Source organism: uncultured Clostridium sp., from assembly GCF_900547735.1.
Classification (GTDB): Bacteria; Bacillota; Clostridia; order Lachnospirales; family Lachnospiraceae; genus Otoolea.
Genome location: NZ_URHZ01000010.1, coordinates 70,639 through 93,207, shown reverse-complemented (window position 1 = coordinate 93,207; position 22,569 = coordinate 70,639). Strand labels below are relative to the sequence as shown.

Sequence of the window (22,569 nt, the reverse complement as noted above, 5' to 3'; positions counted from 1 at the left end):
GACGTCTTAGCATCCGCTGTGCGCTCCACAAGCGAAAGCGAGTCCCCGTAGGAATCTTTTCTCCTGGATTCCCCCTCACCACACCTTACAAACCGGGACTGAAGACTCATATCAACCCTCCCACTCCCCCGTCTGCCGTCTAACAGAGGCGTCCTCACACCTCAACTAAATCCCCGCCTTGCGCATCGTATCCGATTCTGTTAGAATGTAGAGGGTTTTTACAGATAAGCTTTGGCTAAAAGTGTAGAGACGTTTTTCATAACACCGGAATTTTTTTCGAAAGGAGTTTTTATCATGGAACAGATCATGAACAAAATAACCAGCTTTACCATCGATCATTTAAAGCTGCTGCCTGGAGTCTATGTTTCCAGGAAAGACAAGGCCGGGGACAGTGTGATTACCACTTTTGATATAAGAATGACACGCCCCAACTATGAACCAGTCATGAACACCGCCGAGATTCATACAATTGAACATCTGGGAGCCACCTATTTGAGAAATCACGAGGTATTCAGGGATCGCGTCATTTACTTTGGGCCGATGGGCTGCCGGACCGGTTTTTACCTGCTGCTGGCCGGAGACTTCAGTTCTGCGAATATCGTGCCGCTCATGACCGGGATGTTTACCTTTATCGCCGACTTTGAGGGAGAGGTTCCGGGAGCCTGCGCAAAGGACTGCGGAAACTATCTCGATATGAATCTTCCAATGGCAAAATACCTGGCGGACAAATTTTTGAGAGAAGTGCTGGAAGGCATTGACGACAGCAGATTAATATATCCGGAAGCTTAACCGCTCCCGGATATTTTTATTCTACTGTACCAGCCCGGCCATCCATTTCAGCCAGCCGCTCACCGATGAGGCCCTGCGTCCCGCCACATTACTGCTGCAAAGATTCTGTTCCAATATCTTTTTTTCAATATAGTTCTTCTCGGGGATTTCTCCCCTTCTCATAACCGTTTCAAACAGCTCATGGAAAATACCGTGTTCCAGGATCAGCTCTACATACCGGATCTGCCTGGCCTTATAATTCAGTTTCAAAAGTTTTTTCCCCTGAGGGGTAATCGTCACCCTGACCGTCCTGTCCTCGTCCTTTTCCTTTACTGCCAGCCCCAGATACCTGCAGGCGTTAAAGTAATAATCCGACTGGCGTTCCCGGAACCCGAACACTTCCGCTATCTCAGCCGGCGTAAGGGGCCTTTCATTCAAATGCTCCACCAAAGAGATTACTTTCTCAAAACTGTCGGCCTGGATAAATGTAACCTGCGGTTCCGGTTTTACCGCAGTGCGTTCCCATGCGTCTCTTAAGTCCGCGGCGGAAATATCGGTATCCTCCAGGCTGTATTGCCCCTCCCTGATCAGGCGTATGGAGTTATAGCAGAACGGATCCGTAAACTCATACTCCATCAGCCGGAAGATATTGTTAGAATAGACCATAAAGACGGGCCTGACCGGTTTTGCCAGCTTCCCGCTCCACAGTCTGTAGGGGTAATAGAGCTGACGGACCAGAAAATTACTGTGCACGACATTCTTTCCCTCTATCACGGCGAAGGTATCCCTGTCCTCAAAACCTCCGTCTATCTCCACCTGGGAATTGTTGACTGTAAGCTGCCAGCCTCCGGCTTTCGCCGCGGATTTTACGGAATTTACCTGAAATGAAAAGTTACCGGATGCCATGCGGCCGGAGACGGTCTGTTTAAAGCCTGCCCCTCCCAGAAAATCATCCAGTATTCCGGAAATTCCCATCACGTTGATCGCGCCCGCCTCCGAGCGGATATCGTTGATGTCAATCGTCTCATAATAGTCCGGGATCGCCGCTTTCTTCACTTTACCCGGACGTTTTCCGCTTACTCCGTCTCCTGCTTCGGGGAAATCGGCGTAGAGATCAAAGTCCCCTATGACATAGCTTCCCCTTGTCACGGGCAGGATACCGAGACGGCTCCCGAAAACAGAGGGCAGCGACTCCCTTGTATCAAATTTTGTCATCAGTCTGGGTTCTTTATATTCCCGGATCTGATCGGCCGTAATACAAAAAGGGCCGCTCTCCGACACCTTTTTCTCTATCTCATATCGGTCAAAGAGCAGCTTCCATTTATCATCTATCAAGCTCATAGTTTCTCACCAGCACTTCATCGATGGCTCCGCGCTTGTCCGCCTTTGCGTTGATTGTACGCTTGGCCGCCACGCGCTCCACAGTGTAATCTTTATATAAATCTTCTATAAAATCACAGCAGGAGTTGGATAACAGGAAATGGATTCCCTTCCTATTCAGCAAATCACACTGCTTTTTAAGCTCCTTCTGCTGCTCCGCCCCAAAACCGGCCGCCGTATATCCGGTGAAAGAGGACGAGGTGCTGAGCGGCATATAGGGTGGATCCAGATACACAAAAGAGCCCTTCCTGATTCCCTTTAAAGCCTCCCTGTAGTCCCCGCAAAGAACCGTCACCTTCGCCTTGTTCAGATAGCGGCTCATCGCCCGTATCGTCGCCTCATTCGTGATATTGGGATTCTTATATCTTCCCCAGGGGGAATTAAACTCTCCGGCGCGGTTCACCCGGAAAAGGCCGTTGTAGCACGTCTTATTCAGGTAGATAATCCTGGCTGCCTGCTCCACCGGAAGCATTGTCTCATACTTCTCCCTGTCGCGGTCTAATGAACGCACTTCATAAAAATATTCCTGGCTGTTCTTCTCTTTATGACGCTCCAGACAGGCAATCAGTTCCTCCGGCTGCGCTTTGATCACTTCGTATATATTAATCAGTTCGGCATTCGAGTCATTGATCACCGCTCTGCCGGGCTGTGTGTGAAACAGCACCGCCCCTCCGCCGACAAACGGCTCATAGTATGTTGTGTGTTCCGGTATCAGCGGCACGATCGTCTCAAGAAGCTGACGTTTGCCGCCTACCCATTTCAGAATGGGGGTTACCGCTGGGTCTGTTGTGGACATAGATTCCTCCGTACGTATGTTTGAAAATTCTTTTTCTATTATAACCGCTATCGGGTGAGAAAGCAAAGGATTTTTGATGGGGAAATGATACAGGTTCATGGCTTTATTAATATACGCCCAGGATGTGTTATGCAAAGTGTTTTCATACGTTTTTGGTGAAAACCTGAGTTGTGCGGCACGAAATGGCTTTTTACCGTTTTTGCATATTACGAAGCGCAGCTCTTTGCACAGAATAAGCAGTAACACATCTTATGATCCTCCAACCGCTTCGTCAAAAAGCCGGCGCCTTATCCGGGATGATATTGGATAAGGCGCTGGCTTTTTTCACACACTTATTTAGCTACTCTATTACATCTTACTTCATAATAATCTCAGACAGCTTCTCAGCATAGTCCCTGATATCAATTCCCTTAGTAAATGTCAGGCATGTTCCTGTTGGGAATCTGGTCTTGTCGATCCATGCGGACGGCATTGCCTTGGCGCCGTACTTGGCTCCCAGGATTGTTCCGGCTACGGCTCCGATGGTGTCTGCATCCCTGCCGAAGTTTCCGGCTACCACAACACCGGTCCTGAAGTCTTTGTTAACTGCTTTCAGGCAGGCAAATGCGGAAGGGATAGCTTCCGCCGTCGTGGCCCATGTGCTGGTGCGCAGGTCGTCGTGAAGCTGCATCCATACGTCGAAAATATGTCCGTCCACGGAATCCACCAGTTCAAATGCATGGTTCATGGAATAGTGAAGCCAGGATTCTTCCGGAATCACTTTCATTGCAGCATCCAGAATCTCATCCATGCTTCCGTCTACCATGGCTACGGAAACTGCGGCGGCCACCGCCTGTGCTCCCCATACGCCGTCACGGAAATGGCTGACTTCCGACTCAATTTTCGCCATTGCCGCAGCTTTCTCCGGGTCACCGGCGCATACGATACCAATCGGCCCGATGCGCATTGCCGAACCGTCACTCATATGGAATGCATTATATTTACCGGACAGAGGAGGACGGAAACCTCTTCTTAAATTATTGGCTGCCTCAATCTCGCTGGCTCCGCCGCGCTTGAATTCATCCTGTATTGCCACATCCTCGAGCCAGGATTTAACCACTTCCTCCGATGTCAGCTCTCCGCCGCAGCGAATCAGGGTTTTTGCCGTCAGCAGTGCGAACTCCGTATCATCTGTACTCCATGATGCTTTGCTGTTAAAATCGGTTGTAATGGCGTAATTTTCACGGTTTTCCTGCTTTCTTGAAGCATCTCCGAAAGAATCTCCGATTGCCAGCCCCGATAAGGAACCATAGGCCTTGTCGAATACCAGCTCCGGGTTTTTCTTAAACTCTTCTCTTGTCAGCATTTGTCATCCTCCTGTTTTACCTCTGCCGCTTATTTTTTTACAATAGATATTGTTGTTACCTGTTTTAAATGACGGGATTCCCCATCTATCACGGATTGCCCAGCTTTTCAACTAAAAGGCTTTCGAATTCATTTCCGCCTGCTTCTTCCCATTTTGTCGTCATCTCATCAAAGGCGTCAATCGGTTTTACCCCTCTGATAATGTCTGCCGAATACTCTTTATAATATCCTGTCATTGCATCCCACTGAGGAGTCATCTCTTCCGGAATCAGAATATTAACATCCTTAACCGTATATTTCGTCAGATTATCAAATGCGCTCTGCCCTGCCGTTGTAAGAACCGGCTGTGCAAGGGACGGATCCTGCGGGTCAAAGTTGTTGGTTGTATCCCAGAAGCGTGCCCACCACTCAGGCCATCTGTCGGTAAATACGATCTTGTTGTCTTCGATTGTATAATGTTTGCCTTCAATACCAACTTTGTCTAAAATTCTTCCTTCGGGGCTTGCCATGAATTCCAGAACCGCCCAGGCAGCGTCTTTGTTCTTGGAATCAATATTCATTGCAAAACCGCGCTCTTCTTTTGTAACGTCTTCTGCCCTGTATCCCTGTGCCACGCCTTTTGCCGGAGGAAGAATAACAAGTTCAGACTCTTCACCGTTTACGGAGCGCATCTTATTGTCATAAATCTGTGTGGATGAAAGCGTACCTGCGATAATACCGGTCTTACCTTCATAGAACTTCTGCTCCATCGTATCCCAGGTATCGGTCAGATATTCCGGATCCAGAAGGCCGTCTTTGTAAAGTTTTGCATAGAAGTCCAGTTTGTTCTTTTCCGCCTGGCTCTCTTTGCTGAAAATCCATTTTCCGTCTTCTTTTACAATCGTGCCGGTAACGCCAAAGGCCTGGTTAAACATACTGTCCAGACGGATTGTACTGTCCGCGCTGCCGCCGTCCGCTGTCAGTGCATATTCCACAAGTCCTTTGTCTTTCATTTCCTTAAACAGATTATAGTAATTATCCACGGTTGGATCCGCAATTAATTTGTCATAAGAATCAAGCTGTTCCGCCCAGTCTTTTCTCATCGCCGGAATCTGGATTCTGGATGGAGCGAGCCAGATCAGGTACGGATAGTTTGCCATACGTTCCTGGTTTACTTCTGTCATAATGCTCTTCACAAATGTGGATTTTTCCACATATGGATTCAGATCCTCAAACAGTCCCTGCTGTGCCAGCGCTAAATCACCACCCTGGAAATAGATGAGATCTGCTTCCACATCACCGTTCATCATTGCAATCGGCACTGCCGTTGCATAGCTTCCTGCCGGCGGCTCCAGAAACTGTAAATCCACATACTGGCCGTGAGCTGCCATCTTCTCGTTGATTGCTTCCCGTAAGAGCTGTACATCTTCCTCATCCGGGAATACGTCTTTAATCATTATCTTTACTGCCACAGGTGAATCCGCGGTGCCGATAGCAGGCCACTGCGATGTTCCCTCCGCCTGTGCGGTCCCTCCGTTCTCTGCTGCGCTTTCCGCCGGTTTTGTATCCGGGGTTTTCTCTTCCGCTTTGCCGCCACACCCCGCGAGGCTGGTTCCTGCAAGCGCTGCTGCCATAATCAGTGCCAATGCTTTTTTCATTTTTTCTCCTCCATTTTATAATAATTTTTTTGCATCCCTTTTTGTGCGGCTGCCTGTGAATGCCGCGTGCAGACGGCTGGAGCCGTCCTCTGTCTTTACTCCTTAACGCCGCCCGACATGATTCCCTTTGTATAGTACTTAAGTACCAGCGGATAAATCAGCAGAATCGGCACGACGGCAATCACGATTGTCGCGTATTGAAGCGCCGTATAATCAATTTTTGCCAGGTCGTTGTAATTCAGCAGGTTCTGTGTGCCGATGATCGTGGTAACATCGCTGTCCACAATAAATTTACGGAGAATTACCTGCAGCGGCACCTTCTTGATAGAAGAAATGTAAATTCCCGAGCGGAAATATTCATTCCATCTTGTCACGCCGTAGAACATGGTCAATGTTGCAATTCCCGGTTTTGCCAAAGGCAGAACTACGGATAACAGAATCCTCAGATGGCCCGCCCCGTCGATTTTCGCCGCCTCGCAGAGTGATACCGGCACATCTTCAAAATACCGCATCATGATAACAAGGTAATATACGTTAACCGCCATACAGAGAATGACGGACCACTGGCTGCCCATCAGGCCTATCTTCTTCACCGTCATGTACTCGGGAACAATTCCCGGGTCAAAGAGCATCATGATGATAAAGAAAACCATCAGCACTCTCTTCCCCACCAAACCAGGGCGTGTCAGCACATAAGCCGCAAGGGCCGTCAGCACGATGTTTAAAAATGTTCCGACTACCGTAATGAAAACCGAGTTAAAAATCGACGGTACCAATGTCTTATTGCTGAACAGAACCTGATAGTTAATCAGTGAAAAGCCTCTCGGTAATACTTCCAGGCTGCTCATTCCGGCCGACTGAAGCGGGTCGGAAAGCGAACGGGCCAGAATATGTAAAAGCGGTACAATCATGGTCAGCGTAAGGAACAGCATAAGAATCGTAAGAAGCAGCTGTGAAATGCTGAATTTTTTCTTTTTCATTCTTACCACACTCCTTTCCCAGTCACCTTTTTAGATACAAGGTGGGTCACCAGAACCAGGAAAACTCCGACCACACCCTTGATCAGCGCTACCGCCGTCGCCAGGGAATACTGGCCGCTTTCAAGTCCGATACGGTAAACGTATGTATCAAGAATATCAATCACACTGTTGACGGACTGGTTTGTAAAGTTAAATACCTGGTCGAATCCGGCTGTCATGAAGAAGCCCAGATTCAGGATAAACATTGTAGTCATCGGTGTAATAAGGGCCGGCAGGATAATGTAACGGATGATATCCGTTCTCTTCGCGCCGTCCACGGTGGCCGCCTCATAAAGGTCGGGGCTGATAGCCAGGATTGCCGTGAAATACACGATGGAATCCCATCCAAGACTTCGCCATCCCTCCGAGAAGAACAGAACCCACCGGATTGTTCCCTTATTCGTCATAAAGTCCACCGCATCGATTCCGAACCAGCCCATAATCTGGTTTACGGCGCCGCCCGAAACAGACAGCATGGAAATCCAGATACCTGCAATAACTACCCATGAAAGGAAATGCGGCATGTAGGAAATAACCTGGACATACTTCCGGAACTTTCCGCACCGTATCTCATTTAAGAGCAATGCGAAAATAACAAAAAACGGGAACAGCAATATGTACTTCATAAAGCTGATAATCAGCGTGTTTCTCAAAATCTCCATAAATGTGGACGATTTAAATATCATGTTAAAATACTTAAGCCCCGCAAATTCCCACGGCCCCTTGGCCTTGTAATTGCAGAAGGCCAGCCTCATGTTAATAATGGGCCATACCCTGAAAATCAGGAAGTAGATAATCGTGGGCGCCAGCATCAGGTAAAGTACCCTGTCTTTCCACATTCTCTGCAGCGTTTTATTTTTATTTACTGATTTCTTTTCTACCTTTGCCTGCATACAGGCTCCCCCTTTTCTACGCACTGTACATTTCTGTAATTTTAAGTAACCGGTTTCTCTCTAATTGGTATTATAGCACAGTTAATCTTTGATATCAATTGTATATTTTATTAAATTTACCACCCCTGTTTTATAGCACATTGCACTATTTATTGAATTTTTCCTGGAAAAACCTTTTCTTTACCACTCTGTATGCCCTTTATTTTAGATAAACCGTTTTCCTAATTTTTCCTATTATTTGGTTATTTATGTTAACTCTTACTTCATTTTCCACTGCAAAAACGCCTTTATCTTGTTTTTGTCCGTCAATATTAATGTAACGTCCTGGTAATCGGACACTCTTTTTTACAAGTTTCAAACCCGTCCGGAATTTGTTGCGCCTCCCGGCAGTTATCCTATGACAGGCATCCTATGGCAAGCATCCTATGATAGAATAAAGAATTTCGCTTGCGGAACTCTTGCGCTGCCGCGCGGTTGCTTCAGCAACCATTTACCTCTGCGCGGCATGTGCATCCTCGCGGAGCGTTTTTGATTCATAGGACGTAATTTCCTATGAATTAAAAAAGATACAGGAAGCGAATCTTTCCTTCCGGAAATTCTGCTCCCTGTATCTTCAATTTAAGTTTCATTACTAAAACTCTTTGTTCGTACGTCTTATTCTCGCCTTTTTATTTGAATTTCTTTATCCGCAGCTCTTTATTCGTATTCCTCATCATAATCCCGCGCCTTTGTTGTTTTGCGCAGTTTCAGGGTAGGCTCCACCACCATGTGGCTGAGTCCCACTTCCTCTCCCTCAATAATCCGTATCATCTGTTTTGCCAGGTGCTGTGCCATCTCATAGTGAGGCTTGGAAACGGTAGAAAGGGCCGGGCGGAACACTTCCGCCAGCTCGATATTATCAAAGCCCATGACCTCTATCTCCTCCGGTATCTTCTTCCCTGCATCGAGAAGACCGGAGACAACACCGATCGCGATCAAATCGCTGCCCGTCATAATCGCGTCAAATTCAACCTTCTTTTCTAACAGCTCTTCTGCCGCCCTGCGCCCGAATTCAATGGAATATTCCCCTGATAGTGTGAGTTTTCTGTCAAATTCAATTCCATGTTCCCTGAGCGCTTCCTTATACCCCTGCAGCCTCTGCTTGGAGCCGGAAAGCTCCGTATTGCCTTCCACATAAACAATGCGTCTGTTTCCGCCGCGAAGGAGGTAGGAGGCAGCCTTTCTGGAACCTTTCACGTTGTCACCCGTGATGCTGGCGTCGCTGACACTGCTGTCGAAGGTACGTCCAAGGAGCACTAACGGCACCTGGTACTTCCTGTACTGTTCAAGAAACGCCTTATTGGAAATACCGGAACAGAGGATCACGCCGTCCACCCTCTTATCCACAAGTGACATCAGAAGCCCCGCCTCTTTTTCCGGATTGTAGTCGGAGTTGCAGACAATGACCGAATAATCCTTTTTCTCCAGGTAATCGCTGATTCCCCTGATAATTTTCGGATAGAAAAAGTTGGATACATCCGGCACTACGACCCCTATCATCCTGGACCTGGACACCGCAACTCCCCTTGCCAGGGCGTTTGGCCTGTAATTCAATTCTTCTATCACTTTGCGTACCCTCTCTTTTGTGGCCTCACCGACACCGCACGGGCTGTTGTTAATTACCCTGGATACGGTCGCCTTGGATACGCCACAGATCTCCGCAATCTGTGAAATGCTGTATTTTGTCTTTGTTTCCATATACATTCCCCCGCCTGATTTAAGACTTAAGCAGCCGCAGGCGCTCCGCCTCACGGCTTTTCAGGGCTGTCCAGAGTATGTGAGACTTCCTTTTTGCAAGAGACGCGTCACACTCTAAGGCAATTCCGTTTCCTCTACCTGTTTTTCCCAGGGAATAGAAGGCGCAGCCCCTTTTCCCATGACGGTAATGGCCGCGGCTTTTGTCGCCCTCAAAAGAGCTTCCGGCACCGTGCTTCCATTTACTGCCGAGGCGATAAAATACCCTGTAAATGTATCACCGGCCGCCGTCGTATCAACCGCATTGACACGGAAAGCCGGCTGTTCATAGCGGTTTTCACCGTCGTAATAAATGCATCCCCTGCTGCCGAGCGTCAGAAGAATCACGGCCCGCGGATATTTCTCCCGCAGAAGACGCGGAATCTCCTCTTCCTTAGCCTCCTGTCCGCAGATATCGGCTCCCTCCACCTCATTCAGGATAAAGCAGTCCACGAGCTCCAACGGCAGTTCCAGCAGTTCCCTGGTCGCAGGAGAAGGATTCAGGTAAATCTTCATCCCCTTTTCCGATGCCTTTTCGATCAGCCCGGCAAGTCCGTTTATCTCGTTTTGAAGCAGAAGGATATCTCCCTCCCCGAAATGAGACAGCGTTTCATCTATCTGGCCTGACGTGATTTCCTGGTTTGCGCCGCCGTACAAGATGATGCAGTTCTGTCCGTTCTTATCCACCTGGATAATCGTATGGCCCGAAACGCCGTCCGTCTTACGCACAAAATCCGTGTTAACTCCGGATTCGGCCAGAAGTTCCAGCAGTTTCCCGCCGTCATTTCCGCCCACGGCTCCCGCGTGCCAGACCTGCGCCCCTGCGCGTGCCATGGCGATGGACTGGTTCAGTCCCTTACCGCCGCAGAAGACCTCCATTCCAAGGGAACTCATCGTCTCACCGGGACGTATGAAATGATCCACGGTATAGACATTGTCAATATTCAGGGAACCAAAATTCAATATTTTCATCCTTACACCTAAACCTTTCTCCTGACTGCCGCGCACCTATTCCGCCTGTATATCCTCATAGGCAAAATCCGCATAGGAGGTGCGTCCCGTTTTCAGGGAGCCGCAGCCAAACATTCCGTTTGCAAAACCGGCATCCTCCGTTTCCAGAACCTTCACACCGTCGATTGAAAATGTAATGCGGCCTTTAACGCATTCCATCTCCATTCTGTATTCTCTGTCATATTCCCACGGGAAATCGCACCCGGCCAGCGTCTGGAAACCGAAATCATTTTTAAGTAACACGGCTTTTCCCTTCTCGTCAAAACCGGCGGCGTAAAAACGTTTTGCCCCCTGCGCTCTCGCGGTGATCAGGTGGGATGCGCCGTGACGCGGCGTAACCGACACAGAAACTCTGTAATCCGTACTGTAATAATTTCCGGTATAGGCAAATGCCTCCTCGTTACGCATCAGGTTAAGCGTGCCGCCATACAGGTCCCATGCCCCATGATCGGTGGAGAACGGTGTGACGCAGCCGAATTCTTTTTTCTGTTTTTTAATATCAATTGTGTAAGCCGACGGCCCGGTAATTGTAAAGTCATCCAGATAAATAAGGCCAAGGCTCTTTTTCTTTGAAGGGGAATATCCCTCAATCACAATTCCGACCTCATCCACAATGTCGCCGTCCACATCGGGAATCGTGAATTCAACGCTGATCCACTGTTCCTGAATGAGTTTGATATATCCCTGAAGCAGATTTTCTTTTCCATAAACCGTATGTACATAAGGGGCGATTCCGAGTGTTTCCCAGCCCTCCCACTGATCCAGGTAAAGTTTCATCGTTACCTTCTGTCCCGGGTATGCGGTTGGGGAGAATACGGGGCTGTACCTCTCATCCGAGAAATCATTTCTTGTATAAAACGGTTTGTAGAACACCTTGCACTGGTCTCCGCGCACCATGCGGTCCACCAGGATTTTAAGGGAGCCGTTGCCGCTGTATGCCTGATCCTGTGAATGGGACAGGGCGCAGAAGAACGGATCCGAAAGGCGCATATTGTGGGTGCTGCCCGGCAGTTCAAAGTCAAAATGGACTTCCCCGTTCTTAAAGCTTTCCGCAAGTTCTGCCGGAGCTTCTTCTCCTCCCAGACGGTAACCAAGCAGTGCCAGCTCCTTTGAGAAGGTCGGGATGTCGAGGATATTCAGATATCCCGAAATGCCGGAGCACACAATCCCGTCGTTAATCGGCTTCCTGTAACGGTCCGGAATGCCCTTAAGTCCGCAGGCCACGCCGAGAACCGTGCCTACATTGCCCGCATTGCAGTCCGTATCCCAGCCTGCCATTGTCGCAATCTCAACGGTTCTGTCAAAATGTCCTTTGCCGTATGCCATCGCCATAAAGCAGACTCCGGCATTGGGAATAATGTGGCATACGCCCTGGTATTTGTCATATCCCCAGTCACGCACCAGCATCTGGTAGCAGTCGCGCCATGATTCCTCCTCCGGATGGGCACGGTAGAAATCGAGAACCGCATCGGCCACCCGGTGATACAGGCTGTCCTTGGGAATCTCGGCAAGCCCTGTCTCCATTATATCAAAAATATCGTCCGACTCAAATGCCTTAGCGATGGCTGCGCAGAAAAATCTGGCTCCCAGCACGCCTTCCCCGCCGTGGGATACGCTGGCCGCAGCCTCGCCGTAATCCGCGGCCTTCTTCGGATTGCAGGGATTTACAAGTCCCCATGTATCAATGAAAATCTGGCCTCCGATCTGTTCCGCCAGAATCAGCCCGTTCTGCTCGATAGAACCCGACTGGGGCGCTTCGATGCCGTTCTTCAGGTTCAGGTAAGCGGTATGCTCGGTACTTGTTCCATAGCCGCCCCACCAGAACATGCCGACGCCCTCTCTGGCATAATTGAGCCAGGCTCTGGCAACATCCTGCGGTACAAGCTCCCTGTCTTTCGCATCATCATAAAGAGCCCTGATAAAAAATACGGGTCCGTTTGCATCGTCGTCGGCTGCAAAATTTTTAAATTCCTTCACGTAATCTGTGATTTCTCCATAAGTCTTCCGTATTCTGTCATAACTCCAGATAGTCGGCTCCACCGGAGCTCCGAGACGAATTCCAATATTCATTCCCAGAAATCCCGAATACACTTTTTCCAGATAATCTTTCACCATTTTTTTATGCCCTCCTGCGCACTTGCACACTGTAATAATTAGTCGAACTTTTATTAGAGAAACCGGTTACTCTAATTATACTGGATCCGTAAATGGATTGCAAGCAGAAATGTTTCTTCTGGGGGATGGGAGAAATGAGGATGCGGCAGGAAGAAGTGGTATTTGGATGGGAGGCAGGGAAAGTGAGTCTTCAGTCCCGGGCGAAGGGGGTTGGCAGGGCGGGGAATCCGAGCCGAAAAAATTCCTACGGGGACTCGCTCCCGCTTGTGGAATGCGCAGCGGCTGCTAGCTTCGTGTAAAACCTGCCACCGCACGCTTTTGCACTAAGCTCGAAGAGACCTCGCTAAGTGCTCAATGTGTCAGCAAGCACCGGCGGATTCCAAGGTCCCCTTCGGAAAGTTTTCGCTCTCCTCCCCCGCCGGAACACTATGACCGGGACTGAAGACGCCCAGCGCGTCGAGCCCCATCCCGTACACGGCCTTCGGCCGCTGACGATCCTCTTTCTTTGAGAAAAACGGTATTGTCGCTGCTTTTACATTTATCAGAAAACTTAAACCCGCTTTGTGCGTCTGCTGCTTTCCCGTTCCTTTTTCCGTCCTCTCCCTTTGAAAAAGAGGCCGCCGGCCTCTGCAGGGCCGGCGGACGGGGGCCGATCCCATCCCGGTCTTCAGTCCCGTCGACGCACATCCCAGGGGGGGAAGGAGGGTGAAAATATTCCGCAGGGGACCTTGGAATCCGACGGTGCTTACCGAGGTCTTATACGAGGTTAGCAGCCGCTTCGCATTCCACAAGCGCAAGCGAGTCCCCGTAGAAATTTTTTCAGCCCGTATTCCCCCTCCGCAACCATCCTCGCCGGGACTGAAGACCTCACCACCCATATTCCCCAGTCCATCCCCCTGCAAAAGCCCCCTCATTTTTCAACCTCCCCTTGCTTTCCCTTCCCATCCTTCCTATAATAAGATTATAGCATCACGAAAATAATGTTCTGAGAGGGAATCACACGCCAATGAAAAAAATCCTGATTGTAGATGATGACAAGCGAGTCGTAAAAATGTTGGAAGAATATATGAGACTGTATAGTTTTCTGACCCTGTGCGCGGAAAATGGAAAGGACGCCCTGGCGCTGTTTGACGAAACCGTGGATCTCATTATTCTGGATATCAATATGCGCGGAATGGACGGCGTTGAAGTGTGCCGCCGCATCCGGCAGCTCAGCAACGTTCCGATTATCATGCTGAGCGCAAATGCCGCTTCCTTCGACAAGGTACAGGCCCTGGGCGCCGGAGCCGATGATTATATTGTGAAACCGTTCGATCCCGTGGAACTGCTGGCCAGGGTGCGCGCCCATATCGGGCGGGTGGAACGTTTTAAGGCCTCGCGCACCATGGAGGCTCCAATCGAATTTGAAGATTACAAGATATACCGCAGCGCATACCGGGTAACAAAGGGCAGCGAGGAGATCCGCATGTCCAACACGGAATTCCGCCTGCTTGTCTACCTGGTCGATCACGCCTTCACCGCGGTCAGCAGAAAACAGATTCTGGCCGACGTATGGGAAAGCGATCTGTATGACGAGAACATCGTCAATACCTATATTAAACGTCTTCGCCTGAAGCTGGGCGGCGGGGAGGGATTCATCAAATCCATCCGCAGCGTCGGTTATATGTTTGAAGCCGAACTGCGGTAATACTGGAAGTGCAGAAGCCCGCCCGCCATCACGCCTCTGTCTCAGAGGCGTCTTCTTTTGTATCCGCAGCGGCCGGGAGCGTAAACCAGAATGTGCTTCCTTTTCCCGGCTCCGATTCAAAGCAGAGTCTGGAACCGTGTGCTTCCAGGATTCGTTTGGATACGTAAAGTCCCAGTCCGTAACTCTCCTTCTGTGACGGATCCCCTTTATAGAACATATCAAAGATATACTCCCGCTCTTCCTCGCTGATTCCCATCCCCTGGTCCGTTATCTGGAACAGGAACTGCCCGTTTTCAAGTGCAATGCGGACCGTAACCGTTGAATAGGGCGCGGAATACTTTACCGCGTTGCTCAGCATATTCTGCCATACACGGATAATTTTCACATCGCTGATAAACAGTTTTCCGCTCACCTTTTCAAGGCTCCCCTCAAACAGCCGGTCGGAATTCTCCACATAAGCCTGGGCCGTCTGGTAGAGCGATTCGCAGAATTCTTCCGCGTAGACGGTCTCCTTATTAATCTGTTCGCTGTTCTGCGCCTCGTAGGTGCTGTCCAGCACGTCATAGGAAATCCGTTCCAGCGTGTCGGCGCTCCTGTATATTTCCTGGATAAACCGTTCCTTCGTCTCCTCGTCCTCCACCAGGCCCGAGAGAATTCCCTTTGAATATCCCTTAATCAGGGTCAGGGACGTTCTGATGTCGTGGGACAGGGCGGACAGGAAACGCGCCGTCAGATAGGATTTCATCTCCAGGGACGCCGTCAGTGTCCTGGACTTCTGAATCAGTGCATGGGCCTCCTTGGCAAACACATTCGTATTCACATTCTCTATCGTCTCGCTGATCGAGTTTCCCAGAAAATCATTCCCGCTCTCCGCACTGTTGATATATTCCGTGATACTGTCGATCGGCGATGAAATTTTATTGGAAAAATAGATGCTGGCAAATATGGCGCATCCCGATATAATCGTGCCGAATATGATAACGGACTTTAAAAGCTTCAGTGATTTCGCAGCCAGTTCCCGCCTCGGCATCACCGTATACAGCACCCAGTCATTTTGATCCATTTTCTTGTAGGAGCACACGTAGTCATGGTCCACATGCTTATAGATTTCTCCCGGTTCCTCCCCGTTCATTTCGGAGAAAAACGGCAGTACCTCATCGGCCGGATGGCCAATCAGCGCCGGATCCCGGTGGGACAGCACCAGCCCATTCGAATCGACAATGGAGAAATAACCGTTTTCCCCAATGGCATAGTTTTTGATGAAACCGACAAACTTCTCCGCCCGGATGGCGATGCCGAACAGCCCCAGCATCCGGCCGTCCTCGTCAAATACGGGATGTGTCGTATTAACTATGCTGGCCTGGTCGGTCAGGGCAATCAGGATATCGCTTGTCGCCGTCGTACTGCGTTTTAAGCTCTCCTGGACATATTTTCTGCTCGAAAGATCCACATACATGGCGTTGGGCATTGTCGATGAGGTGATGACGCCGTCCAGAGCCACGCAGAAAAGATCTTTATAATAATAGCTTTCCGCCTCCTGATTCATGGCCTCCATCTCATCCGTGAGATAGCGGTTCATTTCCTCCGTTTTAAGCTTCTCCTTGAAAAAATCCCTGACGCGCTGATCTTTGGACAGGGCCAGTGTTTCCAGGCGTATCTTATCCACCTGCAGTTCTATTTTTTCCTGGGCCCTTAAAATCTGAACCTCGGTAAATGTATTGGAATCCTCGCTCAGAATCGAAGCAGACATTGCATAGAGAGAAGTGCACATGACAACGAGGGATAAAATAACAATGATACAGATATTCAATGTAATCTTGTTCTTCAGGTTCATTTTCATCACGGACCAGTCCTTTTTCTTTATTTTAGGGTGTTTTCATTTCATATTTTTCCGGTTTGTCCATTCGATTTTATCATACTCTTAACTTCTTTACTACTATTTGCCCAATTATACCATGAATCTCCTATAGATTTATGTACATTTCATATAAGATAATGTCATTATGATAGACAGCGGCTGTTAATATTGTGTAAAAAAACGTTTTATATTTTATTTATGTTATACTTTATTCACTTGATACGTATCGAAAAAATAATGATAAAGGGGAAACAGACATGGAAAAGAAAGTGACTGACAATTCAAGAAACAGCTCCAACGTAATGAAATTCGTCCTGTTGAATCTGATTGGTATTTTTATGTTCTTCATCACAATCAGCGTAGGCGGTAAAAAATCGATTCCCATCGATCATATTGTGACGGCGCTCCGCTCCATCCCTCACTTTGAGGTGGTCTATGCGGGACTGGTTGTCGTTGTGGGAGCAATCCTCCCATTCGTTCGCAAAACCTGGAACAAAGACGTGGTAACAACCATCTTTTCAATCTTTAAAGTAATCGGCATCGGTGTCGTAGGCATGGCGATCTTCGGCTGGGGACCGGAGAGTTTCCACACTCCCGACATGCTGCCGTTCGTATTTAACAAAGTAGTAATCCCGGTTACAATCCTCGTACCCGTAGGAGCCGTATTCCTGTCTTTCCTGATCAATTACGGGCTTATGGAATTCATCGGCGTATTCATGAAGCCGGTCATGCGTCCAATCTGGAAAACTCCGGGACGTTCCGCAGTTGATGCGGTTGCTTCCTTCGTAGGCAGCTATTCCGTAGGTCTTCTGATCACAAACCGTGTTTATAAAGAAGGATTTTATTCAGAAAAAGAAGCCAGCATTATTGCAACCGGTTTTTCCACCGTGTCCGCCACCTTCATGATCGTAGTTGCCAAGACACTGGGACTGATGGATCACTGGAACCTGTATTTCTGGGCCACCCTGATCATTACATTTGTGGTTACCGCCATCACCACCCGTATCTATCCGCTCTGCAAAAAATCGGATAAGGGATACAACAATATGGAAGTCATTCCCGAGCCTAAAGTTGAAAAAGGAAAACTGGTTTCAACTGCTGTGGATGAAGGCTTACGTGCCTGCTCACGCGCGCCGAAATTTGTTGACGGCCTTGTAAAAAACTTTATCGACGGACTCAACATGGCGCTCAACATCGGGCCTACGCTGATGGCAATCGGTTTCCTCGGCCTTGTGCTTGCGGCTTTCACGCCTGTATTTGATATTCTGGGCTACTTATTCCTTCCGTTTGCCATGCTGCTGGGCTTCGGCTCTGAGGCCGCCATGGTTGCCAAGGGCTGCGCTATCAGCCTTGCCGAAATGTTCCTTCCGGCCAACATCGTAGCCGCAGGTTCTCCGGCTTCCCAGGCTGTTATCGCCATCGTGTGTGTTTCCGAGATTCTGTTCTTCTCGGCATCCATTCCGTGTATCCTCGGAACCGATATCAAACTCAGCATTAAGGATATACTGATTATCTGGTTTGAAAGAGTCGTGCTGTCGCTTATTCTGGCAACACCGGTGGTCTTCCTGTTGTTCCGGTTCTAGCAGGCTCTGTTAAAAACGGGGCATCACCCAATTCATAAAAATACCGGCGGTATGGGAAATCTCCCGTACCGCCGGTATTTTTACGGATCCGAAACCGCGGTCAGCCCGCCTTCCGGATTTCCTTCACTTCAAAACCTTTATTTTCCACTGCTTCCTTAAGCTTTAAGTCCGTCACTTCTTCTTTCATGAACACTTCGGCTGTGCCTGCCTCCAGGTCCACATCCGCGCAGATGACGCCGTTCACATGGCTCAAAGCGCTCTCCACGGACTGCTTGCAGGTGTTGCAGTGCATGCCGTTAATCTGAAGAGTTTTAGAAAGGCTGTTTCCTCCGGTGAACTCCCTGGCGCTTTGAACGGTCTTTACGCTGTTTAGCGTACTGCAGGAGGAACTTCCTCCCGAGCAGCCGGAACAGCCGCAGCAACCGCCGCCCTTACCGCTGTAATGCCTCAGGGTGGAGCGGAGTGCCAGGAGCAGCAGAGCCGCCACAACTGTTAAAATTATAATATCGATAGCCTGCATACCGCATCCTCTTTTCTGTTACTCTGTGTTATTTCGTTTCTGTTATCTCCGTCTGTGCCGTCAGGACTTCCGCTGTTTTTTCGAACTCCTGCCGATTGTCTTCTTTATTATATCATATACTTTGTAGATTATCACTCCGGCAAAATATAAAATCAGGAAACCGGCAACGGCATATAACATTGATCCGGATGAATCTCCCATCTCTTTTCTCCCTTCGAAACGTATCCTGAAAGCGCTGAAACTTACCTGTCTCCGCTTATGCGGCAGCTTCCACGGAACTTCTGGAATAGGATTTCTGCGCCTTGTACGGATCCGGCCTGAACAGCATGTAGAGCATGAATGCCAGGCAGATTAATGCAACGACCGTCCACGCGTTAAATGCGACAACACCGGCGGCAAGGCCGCCCAACTGATAGATGCAGAGCGCAACTACGTAAGCGAAGATATTCTGGTAAAGAATTGCGAACCAGAACCATTTCCTGGACTGGAACTGCTGTGCCATCGTGGCAATTGCCGCCAGGCACGGTGAATCCAGAAGGTTAAATACCAGGAAGGAGAATGCCGCAATCGCGGACGGGAACCATGTCTGGATCGCCATCGCTACCGCATCCGGATCCTCTGAAAGCTCTTCCGACACATTGGCCAGAACGCCCATTGTACTTACAATCGCTTCTTTTGCCGTAAAACCGGAAATGGAAGCCGCCACCGGCTGCCACTCGCCGAAGCCGAGCGGACGGAACACAATGGCAATTGCGCCGCCGATTACGGAGAGAAGGGATGCGGAAGAATCTTCCACAAGGCCGAAGGCTCCGTTTTCAAATCCAAAGGTCGATAATGCCCACATTACAACGCAGGCCAGGAACAGGATGGTACCTGCCTTGATGATAAAACCCTTCAGACGTTCCCACACATGGAGAAGCACCGTTTTTACGGAAGGGATATGGTAAGCCGGGAGCTCCATAACGAACGGAGCCGGTTTTCCGGAAAATGGTTTTGTCTTTTTCAGCATGATAGCCGATACAAGCACTGCGCCGATGCCAAGGAAATACATCAGCGGAGCCATCATTCCGCCAATTACGGCGCTGCCCGACAGATGTCCCGCCATAACGCCGCCCATCAGTGCAATTACTGGAAGTTTGGCGCCGCAGGGAACAAAGGTGGCGGTCATGATCGTAAGTCTTCTGTCATTGTCCTGCTCAATTGTTTTACTTGCCATGATTCCAGGTATACCGCAGCCGGAAGAAATCAGCAGCGGGATAAAGCTCTTTCCTGAAAGTCCGAAATGACGGAACACACGATCCATTACGAATGCAATTCGAACCATGTAGCCGCAGTCCTCAAGGATGGAAAGGAAGAGGAACAGGATGGCCATCTGCGGAACGAATCCGAGAACGGCTCCCACACCGCCTATAATTCCGTCCACCACAAGGCTCATAATCAAATCCGACGCCCCTGCCATTTCAAGCAGTCCGCCGGCCCAGCCCTGAACGGCTCCTACAAAGGTATCATTGGTCCAGTCTGTTACGAAGGTTCCCAGCGTTGTCACGGAAACGTAGTAAACGCCCCACATAACAAGCACGAAAATCGGAATACCCAGGATTCTGTTCGTTACAATGCTGTCAATCCGGTCGGAAACGCTCATTTTAGCCGCCGGTTTCTTTACGGTGTCCTCAATCAGTTTCTGTATGTACTGGTATCTTTGATCCGTAATTACGGATTCAGCGTCATCATCATACTCTTTTTCCAGATCTTTTGTATAATTGGAATACCGGTTGTCTTTCTCCAGTCCAAACTGTTCCAGGACCTTGTTGTCCTGTTCCAGAAGTTTAATTGCATACCATCTCTTTTCTCCCTCCGGAATTCCGGTAGGAAGCTCCGATTCGATCTGCTCTACTCTCGTCTCGACCCAGTTATCGAAAATCGCCTGTACTTCCGGCGCCTTTGATGCTTTCGCCTGACGGATTGCCGTCTCCACAACCTCGTTAAGGCCTGTTTTCTTGAGTGCGGACGTCTCCACAATCGGACAGCCCAGCCTCTTTGACAGTGTCTTTACATCAATTCTGATATTATTTTTTCTCATCAGATCGGCCATGTTGAGGGCGATTACCACCGGAATTCCGGTTTCAAGAAGCTGTGTCGCCAGATAAAGGTTTCTCTCGATATTGGTCGCGTCCACCAGGTCTACGATAACATCCGGTTTTTCCTTTAAAATGAAATCTCTGGATACGACCTCCTCCAGTGTGTAAGGGGACAGGGAGTAGATACCCGGAAGGTCGGTTACGTTGACTTCCTCCCCCGTCTTTCCTTCTTTCAGCTTTCCCGTCTTCTTCTCAACCGTTACACCCGGCCAGTTTCCGACATACTGATTTGCTCCCGTCAGCGCGTTAAACATGGTTGTTTTACCGCAGTTCGGGTTTCCTGCCAATGCAATATGTATTGCCATTTTTTCATCCTCCTGCCATTCTCGCAATGATATTAACTCAATTACTCATTTAAACAAAGGTTATTCTAAGCTAACCATCCGTCAAAATATTATGCCGACGTGTCTCAGGCGCTTATCTCCTCGATATCCACACAGTCAGCATCATCCTTACGCAGTGAAAGCTCATACCCCCGGATTGTAACTTCAACCGGATCTCCGAGAGGCGCTACTTTTCTGACAAAGATCTCGCTCCCCTTCGTAATTCCCATATCCATAATGCGGCGCTTATAGGCGCCTTCTCCGTGGATCTTGACCACCTTTACGGTAGAACCCACTTTTGCTTCTTTCAGTGTCATAACAGTGCTCCTTCCTTACCATTCATTCCCTATATTTTTATATACCTGCAGCGGAACGATTCAGTGTCTCCACCGTGCCGCTAAAACCGCCCTCCCGGTCAGACCAGGATATGGCGGGCCTGTTCTTTATTAATTGCCACTCTGGACTCCTTCACGTGGACGATCACATCGCCGTTTAACTGCGTAATCAACTTGACCGGAGTTCCCTCGTTAAATCCCATAGACTGAAGATGGGAGCGCACCTCTGAATTGCCGCTTACCTTCTTAATTGTGTAAGATGATCCAACCGTACCCATAGAAATTGGCATATTTACCTCCCTTTCCATATCATCACCCTTTCGTGCATGACATTAGGATAAACAAACTAAAATTAGTTCTTTCTAACTCAACAATAAGGTTAGCACATGCTAACCTTATTGTCAATCACTTTTTGAGATTTTTTTCCACTATCTGCCAGATCACCGTGTTTTGTGTTCCCTCTTATATCCTGCCGATAAATCCGCGTCAGCCCTCTTAAAATCATAGAATCCTTCCGCACCGGACAAATTCCCGGGAACCTCCGGGCTATACCATATTCTTCCATCGTTCTTCCGTCACAGTTGCGTCGCCCTCTGCGGCCTGTATACTTCAAACGCCGTATACTCCCGCTCAAAATGATATCCGAGCTTTTCGGCCAGAGCCAGTGACCCCCTGTTCTGTGCATCCCAGCCAGGATAAAGCCCCCTGTCCAGGCACTCCAGGATGAGCCTGGCGGCGCCCGCCAGGGCAAGGCCTTTCCTGCGGTGTTCTTCCTTCGTGTCTATCTCGATCTCAATTCCGCCCCGATATACCGTATAGGAGGATACCCCTGCCACAAGAATGCCGTCATGCAGAACGGCCGTTCCCAGGCCCCTTTTTCCGTATGTTTCCCAGTCCGGAAACTGGGAGCATAAATCCTCCGACCACTTTTCCGCCCGGGCCATGCGGTAAACCGCTTCATCCATCATCCTTAATTCATAACCGGCCGGAAGCGCGGCAGCCATCTTTCTTAACTGATCCCGGTCAAAAATATCCGGCTCCTTTTTGATCGCATAGCGCACAATCTGTTTTGCATTGTCCCCGTAGGCCCGTCGGATTACCTCCGACCATGCTTCATTCTCCGGAACCATGATCGTGAAGCCGGAAGCGGCCTCCTCCGGCCAGAACTCAGCCAGTTCCCCGACAGGCTCTCCCGCCAGAAAGCTGAAATCCGCAATCACCAGCCTGGCCGAACGCGGCTCCGTAAGGGAATCCGCCCATGCGCTGCCCATCTCCCCCTGAAGAACCGACCATATCATCGTCTCTTCCCATCCCAGGTACAGTGGCTCCAGTTTTTTAAGGTTCTCACCCGTTATATGGTAAATACTCATTATTTCTCCTCGACTAAAT

Annotated in this window: 18 protein-coding genes; 3 read left to right on the top strand and 15 right to left on the bottom strand. The window is 49.2% G+C overall.

Features of this window, described 5'->3' with window-relative positions:
* Positions 1 to 306: 306 nt before the first annotated feature.
* Positions 307 to 789, top strand: coding sequence for an S-ribosylhomocysteine lyase (locus QZT18_RS05155; protein ID WP_294145226.1), 483 nt, complete (start codon positions 307 to 309; stop codon positions 787 to 789).
* A 21-nt stretch (positions 790 to 810) separates the two neighbouring features.
* On the opposite strand, the gene QZT18_RS05150 is transcribed toward QZT18_RS05155, so the two are convergent.
* The 9 genes from QZT18_RS05150 to QZT18_RS05110 all read right to left on the bottom strand — a co-directional run bounded on the left by QZT18_RS05150 (position 811) and on the right by QZT18_RS05110 (position 12,736).
* Positions 811 to 2,109: a type II restriction enzyme gene (locus QZT18_RS05150; protein ID WP_294145220.1), complete on the bottom strand. Its 1,299-nt coding sequence runs from the start codon at positions 2,107 to 2,109 to the stop codon at positions 811 to 813.
* Positions 2,093 to 2,944, bottom strand: a complete 852-nt coding sequence (locus QZT18_RS05145) for a DNA adenine methylase (protein ID WP_294145218.1) — start codon at positions 2,942 to 2,944, stop codon at positions 2,093 to 2,095. Before QZT18_RS05145 ends, QZT18_RS05150 begins: the two co-directional genes overlap by 17 nt.
* Before the next feature lie 355 nt (positions 2,945 to 3,299).
* Positions 3,300 to 4,289, bottom strand: coding sequence for an ADP-ribosylglycohydrolase family protein (locus tag QZT18_RS05140; RefSeq protein ID WP_294145216.1), 990 nt, complete (start codon positions 4,287 to 4,289; stop codon positions 3,300 to 3,302).
* Positions 4,290 to 4,377: 88 nt separating this feature from the next.
* Positions 4,378 to 5,925 carry an extracellular solute-binding protein gene (locus tag QZT18_RS05135; RefSeq protein WP_294145213.1) on the bottom strand — a complete coding sequence of 516 codons (1,548 nt, stop codon included), beginning with the start codon at positions 5,923 to 5,925 and terminating at the stop codon, positions 4,378 to 4,380.
* Positions 5,926 to 6,020: 95 nt separating this feature from the next.
* Positions 6,021 to 6,905 carry a carbohydrate ABC transporter permease gene (locus QZT18_RS05130; protein ID WP_294145212.1) on the bottom strand — a complete coding sequence of 295 codons (885 nt, stop codon included), beginning with the start codon at positions 6,903 to 6,905 and terminating at the stop codon, positions 6,021 to 6,023.
* A 2-nt stretch (positions 6,906 to 6,907) separates the two neighbouring features.
* Positions 6,908 to 7,837, bottom strand: coding sequence for a sugar ABC transporter permease (locus QZT18_RS05125; RefSeq protein WP_294145210.1), 930 nt, complete (start codon positions 7,835 to 7,837; stop codon positions 6,908 to 6,910).
* 696 nt (positions 7,838 to 8,533) lie between these two features.
* On the bottom strand, positions 8,534 to 9,574 hold the full coding sequence (locus tag QZT18_RS05120) for a LacI family DNA-binding transcriptional regulator (RefSeq protein WP_294145208.1): 1,041 nt from the start codon (positions 9,572 to 9,574) through the stop codon (positions 8,534 to 8,536).
* A gap of 114 nt (positions 9,575 to 9,688) precedes the next feature.
* Positions 9,689 to 10,582 (bottom strand): ribokinase, encoded by an 894-nt coding sequence (locus tag QZT18_RS05115; RefSeq protein ID WP_294145206.1) that lies wholly within the window; start codon positions 10,580 to 10,582, stop codon positions 9,689 to 9,691.
* Positions 10,583 to 10,618: 36 nt separating this feature from the next.
* Positions 10,619 to 12,736, bottom strand: a complete 2,118-nt coding sequence (locus QZT18_RS05110) for an ADP-ribosylglycohydrolase family protein (protein WP_294145204.1) — start codon at positions 12,734 to 12,736, stop codon at positions 10,619 to 10,621.
* A gap of 1,006 nt (positions 12,737 to 13,742) precedes the next feature.
* On the opposite strand from QZT18_RS05110, the gene QZT18_RS05105 reads away from it, so the two are divergent.
* Positions 13,743 to 14,423, top strand: coding sequence for a response regulator transcription factor (locus tag QZT18_RS05105; protein WP_294145202.1), 681 nt, complete (start codon positions 13,743 to 13,745; stop codon positions 14,421 to 14,423).
* A 28-nt stretch (positions 14,424 to 14,451) separates the two neighbouring features.
* Here QZT18_RS05105 and QZT18_RS05100 read toward each other — a convergent pair whose 3' ends face one another.
* Positions 14,452 to 16,263 (bottom strand): sensor histidine kinase, encoded by a 1,812-nt coding sequence (locus tag QZT18_RS05100; RefSeq protein ID WP_294145200.1) that lies wholly within the window; start codon positions 16,261 to 16,263, stop codon positions 14,452 to 14,454.
* A gap of 275 nt (positions 16,264 to 16,538) precedes the next feature.
* Between QZT18_RS05100 and QZT18_RS05095 the strand changes: the two genes are divergently transcribed.
* Positions 16,539 to 17,864 carry a YjiH family protein gene (locus QZT18_RS05095; RefSeq protein WP_294145199.1) on the top strand — a complete coding sequence of 442 codons (1,326 nt, stop codon included), beginning with the start codon at positions 16,539 to 16,541 and terminating at the stop codon, positions 17,862 to 17,864.
* A gap of 100 nt (positions 17,865 to 17,964) precedes the next feature.
* Here the strand turns inward: QZT18_RS05095 and QZT18_RS05090 are convergent, their stop codons facing one another.
* From QZT18_RS05090 to QZT18_RS05070, 5 genes are all read right to left on the bottom strand, one after another.
* Positions 17,965 to 18,384: a heavy-metal-associated domain-containing protein gene (locus tag QZT18_RS05090; protein WP_294145198.1), complete on the bottom strand. Its 420-nt coding sequence runs from the start codon at positions 18,382 to 18,384 to the stop codon at positions 17,965 to 17,967.
* Positions 18,385 to 18,640: 256 nt separating this feature from the next.
* Complete coding sequence (feoB, locus tag QZT18_RS05085; protein ID WP_294145196.1) at positions 18,641 to 20,827, bottom strand: ferrous iron transport protein B; 2,187 nt, start codon at positions 20,825 to 20,827, stop codon at positions 18,641 to 18,643.
* A gap of 104 nt (positions 20,828 to 20,931) precedes the next feature.
* Positions 20,932 to 21,162 (bottom strand): ferrous iron transport protein A, encoded by a 231-nt coding sequence (locus tag QZT18_RS05080; RefSeq protein WP_125143027.1) that lies wholly within the window; start codon positions 21,160 to 21,162, stop codon positions 20,932 to 20,934.
* Between the two features lie 98 nt (positions 21,163 to 21,260).
* Entirely contained in the window at positions 21,261 to 21,470 is a 210-nt protein-coding gene (locus QZT18_RS05075; RefSeq protein WP_125143026.1) for a FeoA family protein, read from the bottom strand.
* A 285-nt stretch (positions 21,471 to 21,755) separates the two neighbouring features.
* Complete coding sequence (locus QZT18_RS05070) at positions 21,756 to 22,550, bottom strand: GNAT family N-acetyltransferase (RefSeq protein ID WP_294145192.1); 795 nt, start codon at positions 22,548 to 22,550, stop codon at positions 21,756 to 21,758.
* Positions 22,551 to 22,569 lie beyond the last annotated feature (19 nt).

What these genes read in the sequence shown, in the direction of transcription:
- feoB (WP_294145196.1), bottom strand. Translation starts at nt 20,827, where the DNA reads ATGGCAATACATATTGCATTGGCAGGAAACCCGAACTGCGGTAAAACA.
- QZT18_RS05155 (WP_294145226.1), top strand. Translation starts at nt 307, where the DNA reads ATGAACAAAATAACCAGCTTTACCATCGATCATTTAAAGCTGCTGCCT.
- QZT18_RS05110 (WP_294145204.1), bottom strand. Translation starts at nt 12,736, where the DNA reads ATGGTGAAAGATTATCTGGAAAAAGTGTATTCGGGATTTCTGGGAATG.
- QZT18_RS05105 (WP_294145202.1), top strand. Translation starts at nt 13,743, where the DNA reads ATGAAAAAAATCCTGATTGTAGATGATGACAAGCGAGTCGTAAAAATG.
- QZT18_RS05145 (WP_294145218.1), bottom strand. Translation starts at nt 2,944, where the DNA reads ATGTCCACAACAGACCCAGCGGTAACCCCCATTCTGAAATGGGTAGGC.
- QZT18_RS05135 (WP_294145213.1), bottom strand. Translation starts at nt 5,925, where the DNA reads ATGAAAAAAGCATTGGCACTGATTATGGCAGCAGCGCTTGCAGGAACC.
- QZT18_RS05095 (WP_294145199.1), top strand. Translation starts at nt 16,539, where the DNA reads ATGGAAAAGAAAGTGACTGACAATTCAAGAAACAGCTCCAACGTAATG.
- QZT18_RS05115 (WP_294145206.1), bottom strand. Translation starts at nt 10,582, where the DNA reads ATGAAAATATTGAATTTTGGTTCCCTGAATATTGACAATGTCTATACC.
- QZT18_RS05090 (WP_294145198.1), bottom strand. Translation starts at nt 18,384, where the DNA reads ATGCAGGCTATCGATATTATAATTTTAACAGTTGTGGCGGCTCTGCTG.
- QZT18_RS05150 (WP_294145220.1), bottom strand. Translation starts at nt 2,109, where the DNA reads ATGAGCTTGATAGATGATAAATGGAAGCTGCTCTTTGACCGATATGAG.
- QZT18_RS05130 (WP_294145212.1), bottom strand. Translation starts at nt 6,905, where the DNA reads ATGAAAAAGAAAAAATTCAGCATTTCACAGCTGCTTCTTACGATTCTT.
- QZT18_RS05100 (WP_294145200.1), bottom strand. Translation starts at nt 16,263, where the DNA reads ATGAAAATGAACCTGAAGAACAAGATTACATTGAATATCTGTATCATT.
- QZT18_RS05075 (WP_125143026.1), bottom strand. Translation starts at nt 21,470, where the DNA reads ATGCCAATTTCTATGGGTACGGTTGGATCATCTTACACAATTAAGAAG.
- QZT18_RS05080 (WP_125143027.1), bottom strand. Translation starts at nt 21,162, where the DNA reads ATGACACTGAAAGAAGCAAAAGTGGGTTCTACCGTAAAGGTGGTCAAG.
- QZT18_RS05140 (WP_294145216.1), bottom strand. Translation starts at nt 4,289, where the DNA reads ATGCTGACAAGAGAAGAGTTTAAGAAAAACCCGGAGCTGGTATTCGAC.
- QZT18_RS05070 (WP_294145192.1), bottom strand. Translation starts at nt 22,550, where the DNA reads ATGAGTATTTACCATATAACGGGTGAGAACCTTAAAAAACTGGAGCCA.
- QZT18_RS05125 (WP_294145210.1), bottom strand. Translation starts at nt 7,837, where the DNA reads ATGCAGGCAAAGGTAGAAAAGAAATCAGTAAATAAAAATAAAACGCTG.
- QZT18_RS05120 (WP_294145208.1), bottom strand. Translation starts at nt 9,574, where the DNA reads ATGGAAACAAAGACAAAATACAGCATTTCACAGATTGCGGAGATCTGT.